At 72.2% G+C, this 26,008-nt stretch carries 6 protein-coding genes and 2 pseudogenes; 1 reads left to right on the plus strand and 7 read right to left on the minus strand.

Features of this window, described 5'->3' with window-relative positions; genetic code table 11:
* Positions 1-11: 11 nt before the first annotated feature.
* Positions 12-16,121, minus strand: a complete 16,110-nt coding sequence (locus tag QQY24_RS00545; protein ID WP_301970686.1) for a type I polyketide synthase — start codon at positions 16,119-16,121, stop codon at positions 12-14.
* Positions 16,122-17,138: 1,017 nt separating this feature from the next.
* Here QQY24_RS00545 and QQY24_RS00550 point away from each other — a divergent pair.
* Positions 17,139-17,519 (plus strand): annotated as a pseudogene (locus tag QQY24_RS00550) (transposase); the annotation flags it as partial.
* 42 nt (positions 17,520-17,561) lie between these two features.
* Here QQY24_RS00550 and QQY24_RS00555 read toward each other — a convergent pair.
* The 6 genes and pseudogenes from QQY24_RS00555 to QQY24_RS00580 all read right to left on the minus strand — a co-directional run.
* Positions 17,562-18,107: pseudogene (locus tag QQY24_RS00555) on the minus strand (transposase); the annotation flags it as partial.
* 558 nt (positions 18,108-18,665) lie between these two features.
* A complete protein-coding gene (locus QQY24_RS00560) occupies positions 18,666-19,883 on the minus strand; it encodes an SGNH/GDSL hydrolase family protein (RefSeq protein ID WP_301970687.1) in 1,218 nt (405 codons plus the stop codon).
* Positions 19,880-22,249: a glycoside hydrolase N-terminal domain-containing protein gene (locus QQY24_RS00565; protein ID WP_301970688.1), complete on the minus strand. Its 2,370-nt coding sequence runs from the start codon at positions 22,247-22,249 to the stop codon at positions 19,880-19,882. Before QQY24_RS00565 ends, QQY24_RS00560 begins: the two co-directional genes overlap by 4 nt.
* A 56-nt stretch (positions 22,250-22,305) precedes the next feature.
* Complete coding sequence (locus QQY24_RS00570; protein ID WP_301970689.1) at positions 22,306-24,123, minus strand: carbohydrate-binding protein; 1,818 nt, start codon at positions 24,121-24,123, stop codon at positions 22,306-22,308.
* A 49-nt stretch (positions 24,124-24,172) separates the two neighbouring features.
* Positions 24,173-25,009: a carbohydrate ABC transporter permease gene (locus QQY24_RS00575; RefSeq protein WP_367658031.1), complete on the minus strand. Its 837-nt coding sequence runs from the start codon at positions 25,007-25,009 to the stop codon at positions 24,173-24,175.
* 86 nt (positions 25,010-25,095) lie between these two features.
* Positions 25,096-26,007: a carbohydrate ABC transporter permease gene (locus QQY24_RS00580; protein WP_301970690.1), complete on the minus strand. Its 912-nt coding sequence runs from the start codon at positions 26,005-26,007 to the stop codon at positions 25,096-25,098.
* Between the last annotated feature and the right edge of the window lies 1 nt (position 26,008).

Below are 26,008 nucleotides of genomic sequence, written 5' to 3' on the forward strand. Positions count from 1 at the left end.
TGGCGGTCCCCTCAGGCGGTGCCGAAGTCGTTGTCGAGAAGGTCGAAGAGTTCGTCGGCACTCGCCGAACTGAGTTCACCGGCGTCGGCCGGGGCGCTGCGCTCGTTCCAGCGGCGCAGCAAGGTGTGCAATCGGGTGCTGATCTCATCCACCACCGGCAGCTGGCCCAGGGCCCGCTCCAGACGGTCGAGTTCGGCCAGCATGGGGGCGACGGGATCGGGCCCGGCGAGCAGTTCGCCGTGCAGGTGGTCCGCGAGAACGACCGGTGTCGGGTGGTCGAAGACCACCGTCGGGGAGATGGCCAGTCCGGTGGCCGTGCACAGACGATTGCGGAACTGGACGGCGAGCAAGGAGTCGAAGCCGATGTCGGCGAAGGGCGAGTCGGGCCGGACGGCGCCGGGTGTGTCGTGGCCGAGCGTGGCGCCGACCTGCTCGATGACCAGGTCGAGCAGAGCCCGGCGCTGGTCTGCCTCGGAGAGTGCGGACAATCGCTCCACGAGGTCGTCGCTGCGTTCCTCCACGGCGGCGTCGGGCAGTTCCGAGACCAGGTTGAGCTGGCGCGGGGTGGAGACCCCCGAGGTGATCAGCTCCCAGTCGACGTCGGCGACGATCAGGGCGGCCTCGTCGCGTTCGACGGCCCTGCGGACCGCCCTCATGACCGCGTCGACCGGCACCGGCCTCTCGGCGGGTGCGTGCGTTTCCCAGCCGCCGACGGCGACCGTGACAGCGCGTACGCCGCGGTTCCGTAGTCCGGTGACGAGCGCGGCCAGGCCGGCGTACCGGGCGGTGGCGGCACTCTGCCGTGCCGCCCCCCAGACCCCGCTGAGCGGGTGCAGCAGGACGAAGGTGTCCCCGGCGCCGGTGAGTTCGGCAGGTACGGTCACGACGGTCTCGGCGACCGGGCCGGCCGGCGGTTCGGCGGCCGCGATCTGTATCACTGTGCGCTCGCCGGCTTCGGGCGGCGCGGTGGGGTCGGCGCAGACCCGGACGCCCTCGGCGCCGTGCCGCTCCAGCCAGTCGGTGAGCTCCGCCCCCAGGGGCCCGTCGGCTCCCCGGACGAGGACGTGTCCGGGGGCCCACCGTTCGGCGGGTGGCGCGACCTGCGGGACGCGGACCAGACGCCGGGCGTACGTGCCGTCGGCGCGCACCCGGACCTGGCTCTCGGCGCCTGCCAGAGCGGTGCGCAGGCGGTGGATCACCTCGTCGTCGAGATCGGCGGGCAGGTCGACGAGGCCGCCCCAGCGCTCCGGCTGCTCCAGGCCGATGACCTGGCCGAGTCCCCACACCGCGGCCTGGTCCGCGGTTCGTTCGGCCTCAGTGGTCACACACCACAGGGGTGCCTGGATGCCCGCGGTGTCCAGGGCGCGTACCAGGGCCGGGGTGTCGGTGGGCGGTAGCAGACAGAGCACGCCGGCGACGGGTCCGGTGACGCCCCTGAGGCCGGCGTCGGTCGTCACGGCCCCCGGCAGGGCGGCGGCGACCGGGTGGCCGCCGTCGGGCACGACGACCGCCCAGTCGTCCAGCGGTACAGGCACGCCCTGCTCTGGCAGTGCCCGCCACTCGGTGCGGTAGAGCAGCTCCGGCGCCTGCTGCCGCGGGGGTCCGGTCCGGCCGGGCGTGGGCAGCCAGTAGTGCTCGCGCTGGAACGGGTAGGTCGGCAGCTCGACGTGGTGGCCGGGGCCGGTGAGGGCGGTCCGGTCGACATCGGCCCCGGCGGTCCACGCCTCGGCGAGGGCGGCGCGCATCCGGTCCGGGCCGCCCTGGCCCCTCAGCAGGGTGCCGACGGTGGTGACCGCGAGGCCGGCGTCCGCGGCAGTGCCCTCAATGCCGGAGACCAGCACGGGATGCGGGCCGACCTCGATGAACAGAGTGTGACCGGTGCGCAGCAGACGTTCGGTGGCGGCGTGCAGGGCCACCGGTTCGCGCAGGTTCCGATACCAGTACTCGGCGCCCAGGGCGGTGCCGTCGATGAAGTCCCCGACCACGGTCGACAGCAGGGGGGTCTCGCCCATGGTGGGCCGGACGTCGGCCAGGGCGGCGAGGAGTTCCTCCCGCACCTGCTCCACATGGGCGGAATGCGAGGCGTAGTCGACGGGGACCCGCCGGGCACGGACGCCCCGCGCTTCGCAGTCAGCGACGAGGACGTCCAGTGCCTCCGGGGCGCCGGAGACGACGATCGCGTCGGGGCCGTTGAGCGCGGCGATGCCGATCCGCCCCTCCTGACCGCCCAGCAGGGCCCGGACAGTCTTCTCGTCCGCCGCCACGGAGACCATGCCGCCCTTGCCGGCCAGGGACCGGCGGATGGCCTGGCTGCGGAGCGCGACGGCCTTCGCGCCGTCGTCGAGGCCGAGCACGCCGGCCACCACGGCAGCGGCGATCTCGCCCTGCGAGTGCCCCATGACGGCGTCCGGCCCGACGCCGTAGGAACGCCACAGTTCGGCGAGCGAGACCATGACCGCGAAGAGGGCGGGCTGGACGACGTCGACCCGTCGCAGGGCCGCCTCGTCCGCGAGGACCTCGCGCAGAGACCAGTCGACGTGCGGCGCCAGGGCTTCGGCACAGGCGTCCAACCAGGAGCCGAACACCGGTTCCGCTTCGGCCAGTTCCAGGGCCATGCCGGTCCACTGCGTGCCCTGGCCCGGGAAGACGAAGACGGTACGGCCGGAGCCGGCCTGGCCCGTGACGACGTTCGGTGCGGTGCCGGGCGCGGCGAGCCCGGACAGGAGGGCGGCCCGGTCGGTGCCCAGGACCGCCATGCGCCGCTCGAAGCAGGACTTGCCGGCCAATGTCCAGGCCACATCGGCCGTGCGGACGCCGGTGGCACTCAGCAACCGGTGCAGGTCGGCGGCATGCTCGCGCAGTGCTCCGGCGGTACGGGCGGACAGCAGCAGGGGCGCCGCGCGGTCCGGGGAGGCAGGCACGGCCACCTCGGCCGGTTCCGCCTGCTCCAGGACGACGTGGGCGTTGGTACCGCTCATGCCGAACGCGGACACGCCGGCCCGGCGCGGCCCCGCCCAGGGACGGGTCTCGGTGAGCAGCCGGACGTTCCCAGCCGCCCAGTCGATCCTGGTGCTGGGTTCCTCGGCGTACAGGGTCCGGGGCAGCGTGCCGTGCCGCATAGCCATGACCGTCTTGATGACAGCGGCGACGCCTGCTGCGGCCTGGGTGTGCCCGATGTTCGACTTCAGCGAGCCGAGCCACAGGGGCTCCTCGCGGTTCTGGCCGTAGGTGGCCAGCAGCGCCTGCGCCTCGATCGGGTCGCCGAGGGCGGTGCCCGTGCCGTGCGCCTCGACCAGCTGCACGTCCGCGGGTGCGAGCCGGGCGTTGGCCAGTGCCTGGCGGATGACCCGCTGTTGCGCGAGGCCGTTGGGGGCGGTGAGACCGTTGGACGAGCCGTCCTGGTTCACGGCGCTGCCGCGGATCACGGCGAGCACCGGGTGGCCGTTGCGGCGCGCGTCCGACAGACGCTCTATGACGAGCACACCGACGCCCTCGGACCAGCCGGTGCCGTCGGCCCCCTCTGCGAAAGAGCGGCACCGGCCGTCGGGGGACAGCCCTCGCTGCCGGCTGAACTCGACGAAGACGTCCGGGGACGCCATCACCGCGGCGCCGCCGACCAGGGCGTAGGCGCACTCGCCGGAGCGCAGGGACTGGCCAGCCAGATGCAGTGCCACCAGAGAGGAGGAACAGGCCGTCTCCACGGTGACCGCGGGGCCTTCGGTGCCCAAGGTGTAGGCGATGCGGCCGGAGGCCACGCTGGTGACGGTGCCGCTGAGCAGGTGTCCCTCCACGCCTTCGGCGGGCCCGCTGCCGTAGCCCTGCGCGGCGACACCCATGAAGACCCCGCCCTGGGTGCCACGCAGCGACGCCGGGTCGATGCCCGCCCGTTCCAGCGCCTCCCAGGAGGTCTCCAGCAACAGCCGCTGCTGCGGGTCCATCGCCAGCGCCTCACGGGGGGAGATCCCGAAGAACGCCGCGTCGAAGTCACCCGCGCCGTCGAGGAAGCCGCCTCCCCTGGCGTAAAAGGTGCCTTCGTGGTCCGGGTCGGGGTGATACAGGCGTTCCAGGTCCCAGCCGCGTCCCGTCGGCAGGGGGCCGATGGCGTCCTCGCCGTCGGCGACCAGTCGCCACAAGTCCTCCGGGGAGGCGACGCCGCCGGGGAGTCGACAGGCCATCGAGACGATCGCCAGTGGCTCGTCGGCGGCTGCCCGGACCGCGTCCGTGGCGGCCGGGCGGGTGTCCGGGCCGGACGCGGCCCCCGCCAGTTCGGCGTGGAGCCGGTCGGCCAGGTCGGCGACGGTGGGGTGATCGAACACTTCGGTGACGGGCAGCCGCACGCCGGTGGCCTCCACCAGCCGGTCGCGCAGCTCCACGGCGGTCAGTGAGTCGAAGCCGAGGTCCCGGAAGACCCGGTCAACCGCAACGCCTTCGGCCGAATCGTGGCCGAGGACGGCCGCGACGTGGTCGCGGACCAGGTCCCGCACAGCCTCCGCGCGGCGCGCCGACGGCAGGCCCGCGAGCCGTGCGGCGAGCGCGGACGCGGGCGGCGCGGGCTCCTCCTCCCGGTCGTCCAGGAATGACCGCACCTCGGGCAGGTCCTGGATGAGCGCGCGTGGGCGCGCAGCGGTGTACGCGGGGACGAAGTCCTCCCAGCGGACGTCGGCGATGACGACCGCGGCGTCCCTCCCCGTCGGCAGGGCGGCCAGGGCGGTGACGGCGGCGGCCGGCGCCATGGCGGCGAGCCCGCGGCGGCGCAGCCGTTCGAGAGCCGCCTCGTCGGCCATGCCGCCGCCGCCCCAGGGGCCCCAGGCGACCGATACGGCGGTGAGCCCCCGGGCCCTGCGCCGTGCGGCCAACGCGTCCAGACAGGCGTTGGCGGCGGCGTAGGCGCCCTGGCCGCCGCTGCCCCAGACGCCGGCGACGGAGGAGAACAGCACGAAGGCGTCCAGCGGGGTGTCGCCGAGCAGTTCGTCGAGATGGCGGGCGCCCAGCGCCTTGGCGGCGGCGGCCTCCTCGAGCACGGCCGCGGTGTCGTCGGCGACGGAGCCGAGGACGAGCGCGCCCGCGGTGTGGACGACGGCGGTCGGCGGGTACTTCGCCAGGAGGGCGGCGACCGCGTCGCGGTCGGTCACGTCGCACGCCTCGATGGTGACGCGGACTCCGTGGGCGGCGAGTTCGTCGCGGAACGCGGCGGCGCCGGGGGCGGCCGGACCGTGACGGCTGGTGAGCACCAGGTGCTCGGCGCCGTCGTGAGCGAGGCGCAGGGCGACATGGCGGCCCAGCACGCCGGTGCCGCCGGTGATGAGGACGGTGCCGCGCGGCTGCCAGGCCGGGCCGGCCGCCGGTGCGGGGACGCGTTCCAGACGACGGCCGTGGACGCCTCCGGCCCGAACGGCGAGCTGGTCCTCGTCGTCGCCCCCACCGGTGACGGCGGCGCCCAGGCGGGCGAGAGCGGACTCGTCCGGGTCGGCGGGCAGGTCCACCAGGCCGCCCCACAGCTCGGGCTGTTCCAGCCCGAGGACCTGGCCGAGGCCCCAGGTCTGTGCCTGCTCGGGCCGCGCCGTGTCCTGCTCCGGGTCCACGGTTACCGCGCTCTGCGTCACCACCCACAGCGGAGCTCCGAGCTTCGCGTCGGTCAGCGCCTGGGCGGCGGTCAGCGTGCCGGCCAGTCCGGTCGGTATCGCGGGATGGTCCGGGTGCGGCCGTTCGTCGAGCGCGAGCAGTGAAAGCACGCCCGACACCGGGCCCCTCACCGCCGCGTCCCGCAGCCGTTCGGCGAGCGTGTCCCGGCCCGTACCGGCGGCGACGAGGACGATGGGGGTGCCGAGCCGCTCGAGCCAGGCGCGGCAGGCGGCCAGCGCCTGGGTGCCGTCCTCGGTGTCGGGCGCCAGGGCGAGCCAGGTGCCGTCGGGCCCGCCGGCTCCGGCGGGTTCCCTCAGGGCCGTCAGCTCCGTCCAGCCGATCCGGTAGTGCCACTGGTGGGCGGGCGCCCCGGCGGCGGTTCCGGCCGGAACACGCGGCCAGAACCGTTTGTGCTGGAACGGGTAGGTCGGCAGTGGGCGCCGGCGGGCGCCCGCCCCGGCGAACAGCGCCTCCCAGTCCGGAGTGACGCCCGCGGTGTGCAGGCGGGCTACGGCGGACAGCAGCGTCTGCTCCTCCGGCCGGCCGTCGCGGAGCAGGGAAACCGCCAGCGGGCTCTCCTCCGGCAGGCAGTCCGGCACCATGCCCGAGAGTACGCCGTCGGGGCCGATCTCCACGAAGATGGTCGCGCCGACGGCCCGGAGGGTGCGTACGGCGTCGGCGAACCGGACCGTTTCCCGGACCTGCCGCGCCCAGTAGGCGGGTGAGCACGCCTCCTCGGTTGTGAGGTCCGCGCCCGTCACGGTGGAGACGACGGGTATGCGCGGCGGGGAGTAGTCGAGGGTGGCCGCGATCCGCTCGTACTCGGCGAGCATGCCGTCCAGGTGCGAGGAGTGGAAGGCGTGCGAGGTCCGCAGCAGCTTGGTCCTGCGGCCCCGCTCCCGCCAGTGCCCTTCGAGGGCGGCCACCGCGTCGGAGTCGCCGGAGAGCACGACGGACCCCGGGGCGTTGACGGCCGCGACGGCGACCCGGCTGCCGTGCTCGGCGAGCGAGTCGGCCACCTCGTCGGCGGACGCCTGGACGGCGAGCATCGCGCCGTCGGAACGCTGGGCCTGCATCAGCCGCCCCCGCGCGGTCACCAGGACGGCGGCGTCGGAGAGGGTGAGGACCCCGGCGGCGTGCGCGGCGGCCAGTTCGCCGACGGAGTGGCCAACGAGCCGGAGCGGCCGGACGCCCCAGTCCCGCAACACCCGGAAGAGTGCCACTTCGACGGCGAACAGCGCGGGCTGGGCGTACTCGGTCCGCTCCAGGGCCTCCGCGTCCTCGTCGACGATCTGGCGCAGTGGCCGGTCCAGGTGGCGGTCGAGCTCGGTGCAGACCTCGTCGAAGGCGGCGGCGAACGCGGGGAGCCGCGCGGACAGTTCCGCTCCCATGCCGACACGCTGGCTGCCCTGGCCGGTGAACAGGAAGGCCACCGTGTCGGCGGCGTCGTCCCGGGCGGTGCCCCGGAAGACGCCGGCCGAGGGCCGGCCGGCGGCGAGGCCGCCGAGCGCGCGCACCAGGTCGTCGCGGTCCTCTGCGAGCACGACGGCGCGGTCGGGCAGTGCGGCGCGGGTGGTGGCCAGTGAGTACGCCACGTCCGTCAGTCCGTCCTCGGTCACGGACTCGGCTTCCAGGAGCGCCAGCAGGCTCGCCGCCTGCTCGCGCAGGGCAGCGTGCCCCTTGGCGGCGAGCGGGAACAAGCGGGCTCCGGAGGCCGCTCGGTCGGCGGCCGGAGCCCCGGCGGGCTCCGTGGACTCCTGCGGCGGCTGCTCGAGGATGACGTGCGCGTTGGTGCCGCTGATGCCGAACGCGGAGACGCCGAACCGGCGCGGAGACCCGGTCCTGGGCCCCCAGGGCCGTGCCTCGGCTAGTGGCCGTACGGCTCCTGCGGTCCAGTCGACGACATCGGACGGTGCGTCCAGGTGTAGGGATTCGGGGAGGACGCCATGCCGCATCGCCATGATCATTTTGATGAGCCCGGCGACGCCCGCGGCGGCCTGGGTGTGGCCGATGTTCGACTTCACCGAGCCCAGCCAGAGCGGCCGTTCCTCGGCGCGGCCCTGCCCGTACGTGGCCATCAGAGCCTGTGTCTCGATGGGGTCGCCGAGCCGGGTGCCTGTGCCGTGGCCCTCGACCGCGTCGACGTCCTCGGCCCGCAGGCCGGCGGCGGCCAGCGCAGCCGTGATGACCCGCTGCTGCGACGGACCGTTCGGAGCGGCCAGGCCGTTGCTGGCGCCGTCCTGGTTGACCGCACTGCCGCGCACGAGGGCGAGCACGGGATGCCCGTGCCGACGGGCGTCCGACAGCCGCTCCAGGAGCACCACGCCGACACCTTCACCCCAGGCGGTGCCGTCCGCTGCGGCGGCGTACGCCTTGGCGCGCCCGTCCGGGGCCAGCCCCTGCTGCCGGCTGAACGACACGAACAGCCCAGGGGTGGACATCACGGTGACACCGCCGGCCAGGGCCAGTTCGCACTCGCCCTGGCGCAGCGACTGACATGCGAGGTGCAGCGCCACCAATGCGGAGGAGCAGGCCGTGTCGATCGTGACGGCCGGGCCCTCCAGGCCGAGGGCGTAGGAGACGCGACCGGAGACGACGCTGGCGGCGGCGCCGGTACTGCCGTAGCCCTCGCTGTCGGCGTACCCCGCGGGCGCGGCGGCGAGCAGCGTGGGGTAGTCCTGGCCGTTGGTGCCCGCGAAGACCGCCGTGCGGCTGCCGCGCAGCGTGGTGGGGTCGATCCCGGCGCGCTCCAGCACCTCCCAGGACGTCTCCAGCAGCACACGCTGCTGTGGGTCCATGGCCAGCGCCTCGCGCGGCGAGATCCCGAAGAAGTCCGCGTCGAAGTCGGCGGCGTCGTGGAGGAAGGCGCCCTCGCGTACATAGGTGGTGCCGGGGTGCGCCGGGTCCGGGTGGTACAGGGCGTCCAGGTTCCAGCCACGGTCGGCGGGGAACGCGCCGACCGCGTCGACACCCTCGCTGACGAGGCGCCAGAGATCGTCGGGGGTCCTTACGCCACCGGGAAAACGGCAGCTCATGGCGACGACGGCGATCGGGTCCTCTTCGGCCGCGGACGGTGCGGGCAGGAGCGGTTCCGGTGCGGCGCCGACCGCCCCGCCCGCCAGTTCGCCACGCAGGTAGCGGACCAGGGCAGCGGGGGTCGGGTGGTCGTACACCACGGTGGCCGGCAGCCGCAGTCCGGTTGCGGCTCCCAGCCGGTTGCGGACCTCGACGCCGGTCAGTGAGTCGAAACCGAGCTCCTTGAACGAACGTTCGGCCGGGACCGTCGCGGCACCGGTGTGGCCGAGCACGGCGGCGACGTGGTCGCGCACCAGGTCGAGCAGGATACGGCCGCGCTCCTCCTCACTCGCGCCCGCGAGCCGTCGGGCGAGCGTGGACATGGCCGCGCCGGGCTCCTCGGCAGCGGTGACGGCCGAGCGGATGCGCCGCACCTCGGGCACGTCGTGCAGGAGCGGCCGGGCCCGGGAGGCGGTGAAGGCCAGGAAGAAACGGTCCCAGTCGATGTCCACCACGGTCAGGCAGGTCTCGTCGTCGTCCACCGCCTGCTGCATCACCGCCACGGCGTCCGCGGGGGACATCGCGTGCAAACCGTGCCGGGCCAGCAGGTCGCCGACGCCCGCGCGGCCGGCCATGCCCGCACCCGCCCAGGGGCCGAAGGCTACTGAGGTCGCCACGAGTCCCTCGGCGCGGCGTTGCTCGGCCAGGGCGTCCATGAACGCGTTGCCCGGGGCGTAGTTGCCCTGTCCGGGTATGCCGAAGGTACCGGCCACGGAGGAGAACATGACGAAAGCGTCGAGGTCCAGGTCCCGGGTCAGCTCGTGCAGGTGGAGCGCACCGGCCATCTTCGGACGCAGGACCCGCTCGATCTGCTCCGGCCGCAGCGCCGCCAGCGTGTCGTCATCCAGGACGGCGGCGGAGTGCACGACCGCGGTGAGCGGGTGCTCGCGCGGCACCGTGCCCAGCAGCGTCGCCAGGGCGTCGCGGTCGGCCACGTCGCAGGCGGTGACCGTCACGCGGGAGCCGAGCTCCTCCAGCTCCCGGCGGAGTTCTTCGGCGCCGGGCGCCTGTGGACCGGCGCGGCCGACGAGAAGCAGGTGCTCGGCGCCGTGTCCGGCGAGCCAGCGGGCAACGTGCGCGCCCAGGGCGCCGGTGCCGCCCGTGATGAGCGTGGTTCCGCCGGGCCGCCAAGCGCGGGCACCGGGACGGGCACTTCGTACGGCTCGCGTGAGACGGCGTACGGACACGCCGGTGGTCCGCACGGCCACCTGGTCCTCCGTGCCGTGGGCCGGGTCCGCCGAGCCGTCCGTGGGCAGGCCTGCGAGGACGGCGGCCAGCCGGGCCCGGGTGCGTTCGTCCCAGCCGTCCGGCAGGTCGACGAGGCCGCCCCAGCGGTCGGAGTGTTCGAGACCGGCCACCCGGCCGAGCCCCCACACCAGGGACTGTGCGGCAGCGGTGAGCCGCTCGGTGGAGTCCACGGCGACCGCGCCCCGGGTGGCCAGCCAGAGCGGCGCGGGGATTCCGGTGTCGCCGAGTGCCTGGAGGAGCGCCACGGTGGACACCAGTCCGCCGGGCGCCGCCGGGTGCCCGGGGCACGGCAACTCGTCAAGGGCGAGCAGCGACAGCACGCCCGCGACGGACTCGTCCGTGGCCGCGGACCGCAGCCGCGCGGCGAGGACCGCCCGGTCGTCGGCACCCGTCACGGGAAAGCTACGGACGTCCGCGCCGTACGCGGCCAGCAGCGCCGTGACGTCGCCGATGTACGTGTCGCCGGTGAGTGCTTCGGGCACCGCCACCAGCCAGCGGCCGGACAGAGCGTCCGGGGCCGGCGCCCGGTCGGCGTCGGGACGCGGGGTCCAGGTGACGCGGTAACGCCAGGCCTGCGGTCCGGGCCGCGCGGACGCGGTGGCGCGCATGGTGTCGAGCCAGTACCGCCGGCGCTCGAAGGGGTAGGTCGGCAGCTCCGTCCGTCGGGCGCCGCTGCCCTCGTACAACGCCGCCCAGTCCACCGGCGCGCCGTGCACGTAGGCCTCGGCCAGGGAGGTGAGGAACCGCTCGCGGCCGCCGTCGCCCCGGCGCAGCGTGCACAGCACCGCCGCCGGGCGGTCGGGGGCGCGGTCCAGGGACTCCGAGATGCCCTGCACGAGCACCGGGTGCGGGCTCACCTCGATGAAGAGCGCGGAGTGGCGGGCGAGCACGTCCGCCACAGCAGGACCGAATCGGACCGTGCCGCGGAGGTTCCGGTACCAGTACTCGGCGTCGAGTTCAGTGCCGTCCAGCACCGCGCCGGTGACCGTGGAGAGGAAGGGCACCGTGGCGCGGCGCGGCTCTATGCCGGCCAATGCCCCGATCACCGCTTCGCGGATCTCCTCGACGTGCGCCGAATGAGAGGCGTAGTCGACCGGGATCCGGCGGGCGCGGCAGCCCTCCGCCTCGCACGCCGTGAGGAGTTCGTCCAAGGCTTCCGGATCGCCGGAAACCACCACAGCGCCGGGTCCGTTGACGGCGGCGATCGCCAGCCGGCCTCCCCAGCGGGCGACGCGGCGTACGGCCGCCTCCTCCGGCTCGGCGACCGAGACCATGCCGCCGCGTCCGGCGAGGGCGCGCAGCGCCCGGCTGCGCAGGGCGACGACGCGGGCGCCGTCCTCCAGCGTCAGCGCACCGGCCACCACAGCAGCGGCGATCTCGCCCTGCGAGTGGCCGACGACCAGGTCCGGCCGCACACCGTGCGAGCGCCAGAGGGCCGCGAGGGAGACCATGACGGCGAACAGCGCGGGCTGTACGACGTCCACGCGCAGCAGGGCGGGTGCTCCGGGCTCGGCCAGGACCTGGGACAGGGACCAGTCGACGTAGGGCGCGAGAGCGTCCTCGCAGGCCCGCAACTGCTCGGCGAAGACCGGTGCGGACCGGGCGAGGTCGAGCGCCATACCGGCCCATTGCGAACCCTGGCCGGGGAACACGAAGACCGTTCTGGCATCGGGCACCACACTGCCGTGCACCACGCCCGGCAGCGACAGTGCCTCGTCGGGCGCCGCCTGGGCGAGCAACGGCAGCGCGTCCGGCCCGCCCAGAAGAACGGCGCGGTCCTCGAACGCGGTGCGCCCGATCACCAGCGAGTAGCCGACGTCCAGCGGACGCGGCCGCGGTACGGCGGTGGTGAGGTGATCGGCCAGCCCAGCGGCCTGTCGGCGCAGAGCCTGGGCGTCACGGGCGGAGAGGACCCACGGCAGGGAGGTCGGTGCGTCCGGGCGATCGTCCGCGGCCGCCGGTGCAACCGGCGGGGCCTCTTCGACTACGACGTGGGCGTTGGTGCCGCTGACGCCGAAGGAGGAGACGCCGGCGCGGCGGGGACGGCCCGCGGTCCGCCACGGCAGTTGTTCCGTGAGGAGCCGGGCTGCGCCGGCCGACCAGTCCACTCGGGACGACGGCGTACGGACGTGCAGGGTCTTGGGCAGCGTCGCGTGCCGCATCGCCTCTACCATCTTGATGACGCCGGCGATGCCCGCCGCGGCCTGGGTGTGGCCGATGTTGGACTTCAGCGAGCCGAGCCACACGGGCCCTTCACGATCCTGCCCGTAGGTGGCGATCAGGGCTTCGGCCTCGATCGGGTCGCCCAGCCGGGTACCTGTACCGTGCGCCTCGACGGCGTCGACCTCGGCGGCCGTCAGCCGGGCGCTCGCCAGGGCCTCGCGGATGACATTCTCCTGCGACGGACCGTGCGGTGCGGTCAGTCCGTTGGACGCACCGTCCTGGTTGACGGCGCTGCCGCGCACCAGCGCGAGCACCGGATGCCCGTTGCGCCGGGCGTCCGACAACCGCTCCAGCACCAGCACGGCGACGCCTTCGCTCCAGCCGGTGCCTGCAGCATCGTCGCTGAAGGAGCGGCACCGCCCGTCCGTGGCGAGGCCGTTCTGCCGGCTGAACTCCATCAGCATGCCGGGGCCCGCCATCACCGTGGCCCCGGCGGCCAGGGCCAGCGAGCACTCGCCCGCCCGCAGCGAGCGGGTCGCCATGTGCAGCGCCACCAGCGACGACGAACAGGCCGTGTCGATGGTCACGGCCGGACCGTGCAGACCGAATGTGTAGGAAAGGCGGCCCGAGGCGACGCTGCCGGCGCCGCCGACCAGACCGTACCCCTCCGCCTCGACGGGTAGCTCGTGCAGCCGGGGCAGGTAATCCTGGCCCATGGCGCCGACGAACACACCGGTGGCACTGCCACGCAGCGAGGACGGGACGATGCCGGCCCGCTCGAACGCCTCCCAGCTCGTCTCGAGCAGCAGCCGCTGCTGGGGGTCCATGGCGGCCGCCTCACGTGGCGAGATGCCGAAGAAGGCGGCGTCGAACTCGCCCACTCCCTGCAGGAATCCACCGAAGCCGCTGTGGGACGTGCCGTTGCTGCCCCCGCCGAGCAGGGCTTCCAGGTCCCAGCCGCGGTCCTCGGGAAGGGGGCCGACGGCGTCGGTCGCGCTCTCCACGATCCGCCACAGGTCCGCGGGAGAACGCACCCCGCCGGGCAGTCGGCAGCTCATGGCGACGATCGCCACGGGCTCGTCCTGGGGCCCGGCGGCCGGGCCGGCGGCCGCGCCGGTGCCGTCCGCACCGGTCAGAGCGCGGTGCAGGAAGGCCGCGACGTCCTCGACGGTCGGGTGGTTGTAGACCAGGGCGGCCGGCAGCCGCAGCCCCGTCGCGGCGGCCAGTCGGCCACGCAGCTCCAGTGACGAGGTCGAGTCGAATCCCAGAACCTTGAAGCTCAGGCGGACATCGACCTCCTCCGCGTCCGAGTAGCCGAGGACTACGGCGGCGTGCGACCTGACCAGGTCTGTCAGGGCGGGTAGGCCGGTGTCCGCCACCGCGGTCGCGGCCGGGGCGGGCTCGGCGGCCCGGCCGAGCCAGTACGACTGGCGCTGGAACGAGTAGGTGGGCAGCGCCACTCGGGCGGCGCCCGCGAGCAGGGGCGACCAGTCGACCTCGACTCCCTGTACGAAGAGTTCGGCCGCCGCACGCTTCAGCCGGTCCCATCCTCCGTCGTCCCGGCGCAACGTCCCGGCCGTGATCACGTCACCGACGCTCTCCGCCACCGCCGAGGTCAGCACTGGATGGGCGCTGACTTCGACGAACACGCCGTAACCCGATTCCGAGAGGTGCCGTACGGCCGCCTCGAACTCGACGGTACGGCGCAGGTTGCTGTACCAGTACCCGGCGTCGAGGGCTGTGCCGTCCACCCAGTCCACGTCCACGGTGGAGAACATCGGAACGCCGCACTCACGGGGCGTCACTTCGCGAAGGACGTACAGCAGCCTCTCCCTGATCTCCTCGATCTGGGAGGAGTGAGAGGCGTAATCGACGGGGAGCCGGCGCGCGCGGACGTCCCGCGCCTCGGCCAGGGCTTCCAGTTCGGCCAGAGCCGCAGGGGGGCCCGCCACGACAACCGACGACGGACCGTTGACCGTGGCGATCGAGAGTTCCGGCCCCAGCAGCGCCCGGACGTCCGGGGCCGACAGCGCCAGCGCGGTCATACCGCCGCGTCCGGTCAGCTCCCGAAGGGCCTTGCTCCGCAGGGCCACGACCCGGGCGCCGTCCTCCAGCGACAGGGCTCCCGCTACCACGGCGGCCGCGACCTCGCCCTGGGAGTGGCCGAGCACCGCGTCCGGGACAACGCCCAGTGACTGCCACACGGCCGCGAGCGACACCATGATCGCCCACAGGACGGGCTGGACAACCTCCGTGCGCTGCAGCGCGTCCGCGTCGTGCAGCACGTCGGAGAGGCGCCAGTCCGTGAATGGTGACAGGGCCTGTTCGCACTCGGCCATGCGGGCGCGGAACACCGGTGAACCGGCCAGGAGTTCACGCCCCATGCCCACCCACTGTGGGCCCTGCCCGGGGAAGACGAACACCGTCTTGCCCACGGGTGCCGCGACGGAGCCGGTGACCACGTCCCCACCCGCCTGACCGGCGGCCAGCGTGCGCAGTCCGGCGGCGCCCAGGGAAACCGCTCGGTGGTCGAAAAGCGTACGGGACGACAGCAGGGAACCGCCGAGATCGACGTGGCCCGTTCCGGGGTGGTCGTCGATCCAGTCGGCCAGCCGCGCGGCCTGCGCGCGCAGCGCGGCCGGGGTCCGCCCGGACACCACGAGGGGCACGGCGCCGGGTACTGCGTGCCGCTCGGGGGCGGTCGGCGCCACGGTTGCGGGCGGATCGTAGGACGCCACCACGACGTGGCAGTTGGCACCGCCCAGGCCGAGGGAGGTGACGCCGGCGATCCGGCGATCCACGCGCCAGGGGGCGCGCTCGGTGAGTACCTTGAGGTTCAGCTCGTCGAGGGGAATGCCGGGCGGCGGCGTATCGAAGTTGAGGCTCGCCGGGATCTCGCCGTGCCGCACCGCCAGGACGGCCTTGAGCAGGCCGACGACGCCTGCGGCGCTTTCCAGATGACCGATGTTGGTTTTGGCCGAGCCGACCAGCAGGGGCGAGCCGGCCGACCGTGCGGAGCCGGTAGATGCTCCCAGCGCAGCAGCCTCGACCGGGTCGCCGACCTTGGTGCCCGTACCGTGCAGCTCCACGTAGTCGACGTCAGCGGGTGAGATGCCGGCGGCCCGCTGGGCCAGCGTGACCAGTTCGCGTTGGGCTTCGACGTCGGGCACGGTCAGCGAGCTTCCATCGCCGTCGTGGTTGACGGCGCTGCCGAGGAGCACGCCGTGGATGGTGTCACCGTCGGCGATGGCCCGGTCGAGCAGCTTCAGCAGCACCAGCGCGCCCCCCTCGCCGCGCACGTAACCGTCGGCCCGCGCGTCGAAGGTGCGGCACCGCCCCTCCGGGGAGAGGGCACCGACGCCTGCGACGACCAGCGCGGTGTCGAGTGCCAGGTTGAGGTTGACGCCGCCGGCCAGCGCGGTGGTGGACTCGCCGGAGCGCAGGCTCTGGCAGGCCAGGTGCACGGCGACCAGTGACGAGGACTGGCCGGTGTCGACGAGTTGACTCGGGCCGCGCACGCCCAGGGTGTGTGAGAGCCGGTTGGCGATGAGGGCGCGCTGTGTGCCGACGAGCGTGTGGTGGGTGATGTCGCCGTCCGACTCGCGCCGCAGCGTGGCGTAATCGTCCCAGCCCGCGGCGACGAACACGCCCGTGCGGGTGCCGGCAAGTGCGGCGGGCAGCAGGCCCCCGTGTTCGACGGCCTCCCAGCCCAGTTCCAATACGAGCCGCTGCTGCGGGTCCATGGCGGCGGCCTCGCGGGGCGAGACACCGAAGAAGGGTGCGTCGAACGCGTCGGGATGTTCGATGAACCCGCCCCAGCGCGCGCTGGCCGCGTGCGGGGTCTTCGCGGCGTCGAGCTGGCCGACCGTCCACCTATCGGCCGGGGCCTCGGTGATGGCGTGCCGCTTGTCGAGCATCAGCCGCCAGAAGGCGTCGGGATCGGGCGCGCCCGGCAGCCGGCACGAGTAGCCGATGACCGCGATGGCAGCCTGCGACGGGTCCCTCCTGGTCAACGCTTGCTCCTCAAAATACTGCAGGTTTTTGGACCGGGTTTCGGACATGGATGTTCGGGTCACGCGGAACGCCTCGAGCGCCATGTGCCGACACGTGTCGTGGCAACACTCGCCCTGCGCTGTGTGTGGAGGATCGGTGGGTGGCATGCCGTTCGCTCACACCCCGCCAACCCACTGTCAGCGAGCGGCACGCCGACTCGACCTGCCGTGAGGTCCGTGGCGCGACGGCAAGAAGTACACACGATCCTCACCGTCGCGGTGCCGTCCGGTCACTGTGCCGTCCGGCCGTTGCCACCGACGACGGCTCCGGGGCGCCACGGTCGAGGCCGACGGCTGATCCGGTGGATCTCCAGTGGCGCGACTGATCGAGCGCCACGCGGCGTGGGTGGCTCCGGCACAGCCCGGGTAGCGACAACCCGCGCAGGACCGTAGTCAACTCGTTGTTCCTCGCCTCAGGTTGACGCGCATGCCGCACAGTCCGGCACGAATCCGCCGTCGCCCGCTTCACGTGTTCCCGTAACTCCTCGCCGCTCACCACACCGACCACCGCCCTGTTTCGACACCCCGCCCCGGTACTCCGGGTCTTGGCGTGGGTGGTGTTGACGTCAGGTGTCGCGCCCGGCCTGCACGCCCAGTCTCTCAGGGGCGCATATCGTCTCGATGACGCGCGGTGGAACAGTCTCCGCATCCCGGGTCCGCACGACTGTCACAGCGGGGCCGTGGGGAGCCCGGGGACGCGACCGCGTGCGCCGCTCGCCGGCGAAGGCGATCCGGCCGCCGACGTAGTGCGGCCGGATCGCCTTCGCCGGCGAGCGGGCCGCCGACGTAGTGCGGTTCACGCCAGGGGTGATCGGGCCCTCCTCAAGGCCGGTTGGTACTCCAGTCCGGTTTTGCGATGTTGCGGCGGACCCGGCTGGGAACGGGTGTGGCCACCGCGTGATCATCGGTTGGTGTATGGACAGACGAAGATCGTGCGGTGGCCGCGGGCCATAGCGAGGCCCTGCCCGTTGGCGGGCTATGTTCGACCAGGTCACGGCCCGGATCGCGGAACGTTTCGGCCGAGTTGAGCCTCGGGTCGTGGCCCGCGCCTGTGCGCTCGGGCTGCTGTCGGGTGTCGAGCGGAAGAACTGCTGGCAGCTGGCCGAGCAGGCCGGGCACGTCCGCCCCGGACCGATGCAGCGCCTGCTGCGCTACGCCCGCTGGGACGCCGATGCCGTCCGTGACGACCTGCGCGCTTACGGTGCCGACCACCTCGGCACCGACGGCGGTGTGCTCATCGTGGATGAGACCGGCTTGGTGAAGAAGGGCCGGTCCTCGGCGGGGGTGCAGCGGCAGTGCACCGGGACCGCAGGACGCATCGAGAACTCCCAGGTCGGCGTGTTCCTCGCCCTGGCCACCAGCCGGGGGGTGCCTCTATGTCCTTCGTCAAGCCTGAGCTGGTCATGCGACGGCTGCTTCGGGGAGGCGGGGTTCGTAGAAGGTGCCGTCGCGGAGCATGGCGAACAGGACGCTGATGCGGTGGCGGGCGAGGCGGAGCAGGGCCTGGGTGTGGGTCTTTCCCCGGGAGCGGCATTCGTCGTAGTAGGTGCGGGAGGTGGGATCGTGCAGGGCGGCGAACGCGGACAGGAACATCGCGCGTTTGAGCTGTCGGTTTCCGCCGCGTGGTGCGTGTTCGCCGTGGATCGAGGTTTTCGAGGACTTCGTCGTCGGGGCGAGGCCGGCGTAGGAGGCCAGGTGGGCGGCGGTGGGGAAGCCGGTGCCGTCACCGACGGTGACCAGCAAGGTGGCGGCGGTCCTGACCGCGACCCCCGGAATCGAGGTCAGGACCTTGGAAAGAGGGGGATCCTCCAGCAGGGCTTTGATCTGGGTTTCCAGGGCCCGGCGTTGTTCGTGGACCGCCGCGAGCGATCGGGCTAGGGAGGGCACGACCGTGTCGAGGGTGCCGGTGCCGGGAACGACCACGGTCTGTTCGTCCAGGGCTTCGAAAGCGCCCGCCAGTTGCACTGGGTCAACATCTGGCGCGACCCGGCAGGAGCCGCAGCGGTGAGAGCAGCCAACGACGGCAACGAGACCGTGCCGACCGTCGTCGTGGCGGGCCGGCCACACACCAACCCCGATCCCGAACGGGTGCGCGAACAGCTCTCCCCTTCCACATGATCAGAAACCGCTCCCTACCGAGAGGCACCCACGGACACAAGCACACAGAGGTTAAAAGACAAGCTCAGACGGCGATGTCCAACTGGCACTGTCCCGCAGACCAGCGACCGTGTGCTGGAGGACTGCCCCGAACGCCTTCGGCGGCCGCCTCTCAGCGGCCCGCCAGTAGCCCCAGCGCCTCGGTCGCACCGCTCGTTCGACCCGACTCCCGCGGTTCGGCGGCGGGCACGCCCCGAACCTCCTGCAGCCTGTGGCGCCGGCCGAGGCCATCACCGAATCCGCCTCTCCGCTCACCCGTGGGCGGACCGTCTCGCCGTCGTGAGCGCGGGACGACGAGGCGGGCAGGGGCTAGTGCCCGGGCACCAGCCCCTGCCGTGAATCGGGTGTTCAGCCCGTGCGCAGTGTGCGGTTGCAGTCGAGGCGGTCGAGGTCGACCGCGTCGGCCATCGCCTGCATGCCCTTGTCGTTGGGGTGCAGGTGGTCACCGCCGTCGAAGACGGGCAGGATCCGTTCCGGGTCGTAGGGGCTGCGCAGGATCCGGTCGAAGTCGGCCACCGCGTCGAAGTCGCCGCGGGTTCTGATGAAGGTGTTCACCTCCTGGCGCACGGCTTCGGCGGCCGGGTCCCACTCGGACCAGCCCTTGAACGGTGTGACGGTGGCTCCGACGATGCACTTGCCCGCCTTGTGCGCCCGGTCGGCGATCCGCCGGTACGCGGCTACCAGGTCCTGCGCGGTGACACCGGTGTGGGCCTTGATGTCGTTGATGCCCTCGAAGAGGAAAACGGTGCGCACACCCGGGTGGGAGAGGACGTCCCGGTCCAGACGGTTGAGGGCGCTCTGTCCGGCGCCGTCGGCGAGGACCTTGTTGCCGGAGATCCCCTCGTTGGCGACGCCCTTGAGCGGCGTGTCCGTCTTCCGGAGACGGCGGGCGAGGTAGTCGGGCCAGCGGCGGTCGAGGTCGGTCGTGGACTGCCAGCCGTCCGTGATCGAGTCGCCCAGCGCCACCACGGCTTCGGTACCGGTCCGCGGGCGGACCGACACCGCGTCGAGGTAGAACCACGAACCGATCGTGTCGGTCCAGGGTTCGGCGCTCGCTTCTGCCGTGTGGTCGCCCCTGGCGGCGTACGAGGTCTGCATCGCCATGCCGTGGCCGGTGGCCGGGCCCGCGGCGTCGGGTGTGTGGATGCTGATGACGAGATCGCTCCCGGCGGGCAGCTTGCCGGGCAGGGGGTCGCTGAGCGCGGTCTCGCCGGCCGGGACGGTGACGGAGCGGGTTCCGTCGAAGGTCAGCCGCCGGTTGCTGCCCCGCACGAGCGCGGCCCCCTCCTCCCGCAGGCCGGCATAGACGCTGTCGAATGTCACCGGGCGGTTTCCGAACGCGTTGGACAGCCGGATGCGCAGATCGGTGCCGCCCACACTGGTACGCACGATGAGGCGGTAGCTCCGGTCGGCGGCGGCCTCGCCCATGCGGTCCGCGCTCGCCGCCCAGGTGACCACGTCATGCCGTTGAGTCGCGGCTTGCGCGGGGGCCGGTGAGGGCTGCAGGGCTGCGGCCGCCAGCGCCGCCGCCGCCAGTCCGCCGGCGCGTGCGAAGCGGCGGGTCATCGGGTGAAGTCCTTCAGCGTGACGGAGTCACCGGGCTCCAGTGAGACCGTGCGGGATCTCCCCTTGTACGCGACCGTTGTGGTCCGGCCTCCGACGCTGCGGACGCGCACCTCGGTGGGCTTGCCCTGCTTCCACTCCAGGTCGACCACGAAGCCGCCGCGGGCGCCGGCCCCGGTGAGGGAACCGGACTGCGACCAGGCCTCCGGCAGGGCGGGCAGGAGCTCCACGTGGCCCGGACGGGAGTACACCAGCATTTCGATCATCACCGCCGGGGTGCCGAAGTTGGCGTCGATCTGGAAGATGCCCCGGCCCTTCTCCACCTCGTAGATGTCGAAGAGGTTGAAGGCGGTGCCGTTGCTCCCGCCGGTCGAGGGGCGCAGGTTGTTCACCACCAGCCGGTAGGCCGTCTCGGCGTCCTTCAGACGGGCCCAGCACAGGCCGCGCCAGGCATTGGCCCAGCCGAAGCTCTCCATGCCGCGCGCGGTGAGCAGGGCAGTGGCACCCTTGACGATGCCGGACGGGGTGGAGCCGTCGGGGCGGATGCGGTCGCCGGGGAAGAGGCCGACGAGCGGGGACAGGTGGCGGTGGGTCGTCTCACCGAGGTTGTCGGGGGACATCCACTCCTCCAGCCAGCCGGTCCTCGGGCTCACCTTCGGCAGGTACAGCTTCCGGCGCAGGGCGCTGACGATGTCGGCGTAGCCGCCGTCCCTGCGCAGCTCAGCCGCTGCCGCGCAGTAGTTGCCGAACAGGGTCCATACGAGTTCCTGGGCGTAGGTGATGCCCTTGGCGTCGAGGGGGCCGTGTTCGGGGGACCAGTCGCTGTCGGCGATCAGCACCTCCTTCGGGCTGCCCGGCAGGGTCGTGGTGAGCAGTCGCGTCTCCCAGAACTCGCAGGCGCCCTTGAGCAGGGGGTAGATGCGCTCCAGGTGTGTGCGGGATGCGGTGAACTCGTAGTGCTCGTAGAGGGAGTTGCACAGCCAGGCGTTGCCCGCCGGGTGCCACCACCAGCCGTTGCCGCCGTGCGGGTTGGTGGAGACGGCGACGGTCCAGCCGGCGATCCTGCCGGTGGTGTTGTGGTAGCGGTTGCGCGGGTCGTTGAAGTGCTTGCGGGTGAGGTCGGTCCAGGCAGGGAGCTGGGCGAGGCAGTAGTCGGTGAACGCGTCGAAGCAGTCGGACAGGCCCGCCCGGTCGGCCAGCCAGTAGTTCATCTGGATGTTGATGTCGGTGTGGTAGTCGCCCATCCAGTCCGGGTCGTTGCCGTCCAGCCACAGCCCCTGAAGGTTCAGTGGCAGACTGCCCCGGGAGCCGGAGATCATCAGGTAGCGGCCGAATTGCAGGAAGGCCGCCTCCAGTTCGGGGTCGGGCTGTCCGTCCCGGGCCCGTGCCCGCAGCCGCTCCCAGGTGTCCAGGGAGCGCTGCTCGGCGGTGGAGGTGCCCAGGGAGACGTCCATGCTGCCGTACAGGGTGCGGTAGTCGGCGATGTGGGTGCGCAGCAGGGTGGCGGTGGTGTGCGCGGCGGCGGTACGGACCTTGGTGCGGGCCAGACGCCCGGGGTCGAGGGACGGGTCGCGGTAGTGGGTGGCCGCGTCGGGCTTGTAGTTGGTGCCGCCGCTCACCACCACCGTGAGCTCCTTGCAGCCGTCGAAGTGGATCCGCTCGCCGTCGGCCGCCACCCGGCCGCCCCTGCCGTGGGCGGTGACCGCGGCGCCGTAGCGCAGTCCGTTGGGGAAGGCGGCGCCGAACGAGGTCGCGGCGTCCTCGCCGTGCGTCCCGACCAGTGTGACGCTGCCGGTGTAGTGGCCGCCGCCGCTCTGGATGAAGTGCAGCACGATCACGTCGTCCGGGCGACTGGCGAAGATCTCCCGCCGGTAGGTCGCGCCGGAACGTTCGTAGGAGGTCGTGACGACAGCCCGGTCGAGGTCGAGGGTGCGGCGGTAGCCGGAGACGGCGGACAGGTCGTGGTCGGGCAGGTCCACGGTGAGCTGGGCCAGCAGGGTGAAGGAGCCGAAGTCGTCGCGGCCGTAGGGGAACTGGCCGTCCCCGTCGAGAGTGTCGTTGAGACCGCCGGTCCACATCGTGGCATCGGTTATCAGGAGGAGTTCGCGGCCGGGGTCGTTGCTCGCGAGGGCGCCGAGGCGGCCGTTGCCGACCGGAAAACCCTGTTCGATCATCGAGTGGTCGTCGGCGGGGGCCCGCCACCACAGCCGGCCGGCCGGGAACGTGGGCGGGGACGGCGCGTTCGTGGGGCGTTGGGGCGCGGCGGAGGCGGTGAAGGCGGGCAGTGCGCCGAGTGCTCCGGCGAGGCCGGCCGTGGCGGTGAGCGAGAGCAGGGTTCTTCTGCTGGGGTGTGACGGGCGGAGGTTCATGGGGCGGCTCCGGGGACGTCGGGGTGGGGCCCGCCGGCGGCCGGGCCCCGGGGGTGTCAGAGCGTCTTCGGTACGTCGATCCGGTCGATGTCCGGGGCGTAGCCGTTACCGCTGTCGATCGTGATGGTGTTGCTGCCCGCCTTGAGGGTCACGGGGACGCTGACCGTCGCGACGGTCCCCCAGTCGCCGGTGGAGGGGAACTTGTGGCTGGTTTCGCCGCCGCTGTCGGCGGAGACCTGTGCGGAGCGGGCGTCACCGCTGATGTAGGCGATCTTGACCTGATAGGTGCCGGTCTCGGCCACGACGATGTCGTTGAAGGTCAGCTTGCCTCCCTGGTAGAGGTTGCCGATCTTCTTGCCGTCGGAGCAGGCCGGGCAGTCGGCGACCGAGGCGTTGCCGGCGAGCGTGTTGGCGGACCGCTCCGCCTCGTAGGCCGTGGTGGTCAGGGCCCCGCCCTTGGGGTCGACGGTGAACAGGCGGGAACCGTGGGCGGGCAGGGCCTCGGTGACCTTGTTCCTATGGGTGCCGAGATTCTCGCGGTTCCACAGGTCGCGGACCGCGGCCTTGCCGGTGAAGCCGAGAGCGGCCCAGTCGGCGGTCACCGACGCGGGCTTGTCGGCGAGGTTGAACAGGGCGACCGTGTAGGTGCCGTCGGGGTTCTTCGACGCCCACACCTGCTGCGGGTCGGAGGGGGTCACCGGGCGTGCGGGCGGGTTGGGGCCCTGGTCGAGGGCGATGACCTCGCGGTTGGTCAGCAGGGACAAGCCGTAGGGGTCCAGGCGGGTGAGGTCGTCCCCCGTGTACAGGGGTGACTTGGCGATGGCCCACAGGGTGGCGTAGCTCTGCCGCTCGGCCTTGGTCAGGCCGTCCATCTCACCGTTGCCGACGTCCAGGGAGTCGAGGTCGTTCCAGCCGCCGGGACCTGCGTGCCGGGTCCACGCCGGAGCGTCGTCCCAACGGTCGTCGACCGAGTTCTCCCAGCTGACGAGGGTATTGCAGTAGCACTCGACATCGGTGTCGATGCGCCAGCCCTGGGAGTACTTCTTCCAGTCGGCGGCGTGTCCGATGTCCAGGGACCAGGACAGTTCCAGATGGATGGGACGCCCCGTGGCGGCGATCGCCTTGTGCCAGGCGGCCACGTCGGCAACGTTGTCGTACTGCTCGCCGCTCCTGCCCGAACCAGGTCCGACGCCGTCGAGCTTGAGGAAGTCATAGCCCCAGTCGGCGAACATCTGGGCCTGTGAGTCTATGTACTTCTGGGTACAGGGGCGGGAGAAGTCGAGTTTGTAGGAGCTGTCCCAGCCGTTGGTGGTGCGCAGGTCGTTGTAGACGATGTCGGCGGTGGTGCAGTCGTCCGTGTTCCAGATCGGCGACCTGCCGTCGTTGTACGCCTCCTTCTCCAGACCGGCCGGCAGGTAGATGCCCGCCTTGAGGCCCCTGGCGTGGATGTGGTCGGCGACGGCCTTCATGCCGCGCGGGAAGCGGACCGGGTCGGCCTTCTGCCGGGCGTAGCGGTCGAACCCGGGCTTCCACGTCTTGTCCCGCCACCAGCCGGCGTCGATGTTGACGTACTCGTAGCCGTACTTCTTCAGTTTGGCGGCCAGGGCGTCGGCCTGCTTCAGGACGTTGGCCTCGGTGAGGTAGCTGTAGTCGCCGTCGGGGTTGAGACCCGGGTACTTGGACGACTGCATGCTCCAACTCGACCAGCCCATGTAGGGCTTGGCGGCCGGGTCGGCAGAGGCCGCGGTGGAGGCCGTTGCGGCTTCGGCGTGGACGGCGGGGGCGACGGCGGTGGTGGCGCCCGCGGTGAGGGCGAGGACCACCAGGGCTCTGAGGGTGCGTGCGGGCAGGACGGTGTACGAGGATGACCGCATGGTTCGTGCCTCCTGTGGGTTCGGTGTTCAATCGGGGGAACGGGGCGGCTCAGCCCTTGCCCGAGCCGATGGTGAGACCGCTGATGAACTGGCGCTGGAGCGCGAAGTACACCAGCAGGGTGGGGATCGCGGTCATCAGGGCACCGGCCGCGATCAGATTGGGGTTGGTGAAGTACTGGCCCTGGAGGTTGGCCAGCGCGGAGGTGATGGGCCGCTTGTCGCCCGTGTCGATCAGGATGAGGGGCCAGAAGAAGTCGTTGTAGATCCAGATCGATTCCAGGGTGGCCAGTGCGGCGAAGGCGGGGCGGCACAGGGGCAGCACGATCTGGAAGAACTGGCGCCAGGCCTGGGCACCGTCGACGACGGCGGCTTCGAAGATCTCCTTGGGGACCGTCTTCATGTAGTTGCTGAGGACGAAGGTGCAGAAGCCGCACTGGTAGGCGATGTGGATGGCGATGATGCCCCAGGCCGAGTCGTACAGCAGCAGGGAGTCGCTCATCCACGGCGGGAGCGGGATCTGCAGGTACAGCCGGTACAGCGGGGTGATCAGGACCTGCGGGGGCAGCAGGTTGCCCGCGGTGAAGAGCATCAGCAGGGCGATGTTGAAGCGGAAGTCGAAGCGGGCGACGAAGAAGGCGACGGCCGCGGAGAACAGCAGTGTGCCGAGGACGGCGGGGACGGTGATGAGGACGGAGTTCCAGAAGAAGTGCGGCATCCCGGACTCGTTCCAGGCGTCGCTGTAGTTCTCCAGGCCGAAGCTGTGCGGCAGGGAGAAGTACCCGTGCTCGGAGGTGTCGCTGTAGGACCGCAGGGAGGTGTAGACGGCCCACAGCAGCGGGACCAGCCACAGCACGGAGATGCCGCCGAGCAGGAGATGGCGGCCCAGGTTGCGGGGCGGGCGGGAGGGGCCGTCGTGCGGCTCCGGCCGGCGTGCCGGCCGTGACCGCCGCTCCGGCCGGGTGGCGGTCGTGGTCACCGGTCCTCCTTGCGGAACGTCTGGAAGAGGAACGTCCCGATGGCGGCCAGGGAGACCAGGAGCAGGACGACCGCGAGGGCGGAGCCGTAACCGATGCGGCTCGACTCGCCGATGATGTTGTCGGTGATCAGCAGGGACAGCAGTTCCATGCCGGGTTTGCTGCCGATGCCGCCACCCAGGACGTAGACGATGTCGAAGGCCCGCAGGGATTCCATGACGGTGACGACGAGGATGATGATGTTGACCGGTTTCAGCGCGGGGAAGACCACGCGCAGGAACGTCTGGCGGCCGTTCGCGCCGTCGAGCGAGGCCGCCTCCCTCAGGGCCGGGTCGAAGCTCTTCAGACCGGCCAGGTAGAGGATCATGACGTAACCGGTGTGCCGCCAGCCGGACGCCACCAGGACGGCCCACAGGTTCAGGTCGGGGTTGCCCAGCCAGTCGATGTGGTGGGCCGAACCGGCCGCCCCCAGAACGCTGTTGAGCAGACCGGTGTCCGGGTTGTAGATGATCTCCCAGACGAACCCGACGACGGCGAGGGACAGCACCATGGGCAGGAAGATCGCCGTCTGGTAGAAACGCGTGAAGCGGATCTTCTTGTCCAGTTGATAGGCCAGGAAGATTCCGAACGGGGTGGGCAGCAGCGCCGTGAACAGCAGCCAGACGACGTTGTGTCGCACGGCGGGCCAGAAGGGCGGGTAGTTGGTGAGGATCTGCCGGTAGTTCTCCGGGCCCGTCCAGTGGATGTCGCCGAGGTGGATGCCGTCCCACGTGGTGAAGGACAGCCCGACCGAGGCGAGGGCGGGGAGCCAGACGAAGACCAGCAGGGCGAGGACGGGCAGGCCGACGGCGGCGGTCAGGAAGAGACGGTCGCCCTTGCTCAGCCGGGAGGGGGATGTCGCGGAGGACACG

The organism is Streptomyces sp. TG1A-8, from assembly GCF_030499535.1.
Classification (GTDB): Bacteria; Actinomycetota; Actinomycetes; order Streptomycetales; family Streptomycetaceae; genus Streptomyces.

What these genes read in the sequence shown, in the direction of transcription:
- QQY24_RS00565 (WP_301970688.1), bottom strand. Translation starts at nt 22,249, where the DNA reads ATGAACCTCCGCCCGTCACACCCCAGCAGAAGAACCCTGCTCTCGCTC.
- QQY24_RS00570 (WP_301970689.1), bottom strand. Translation starts at nt 24,123, where the DNA reads ATGCGGTCATCCTCGTACACCGTCCTGCCCGCACGCACCCTCAGAGCC.
- QQY24_RS00560 (WP_301970687.1), bottom strand. Translation starts at nt 19,883, where the DNA reads ATGACCCGCCGCTTCGCACGCGCCGGCGGACTGGCGGCGGCGGCGCTG.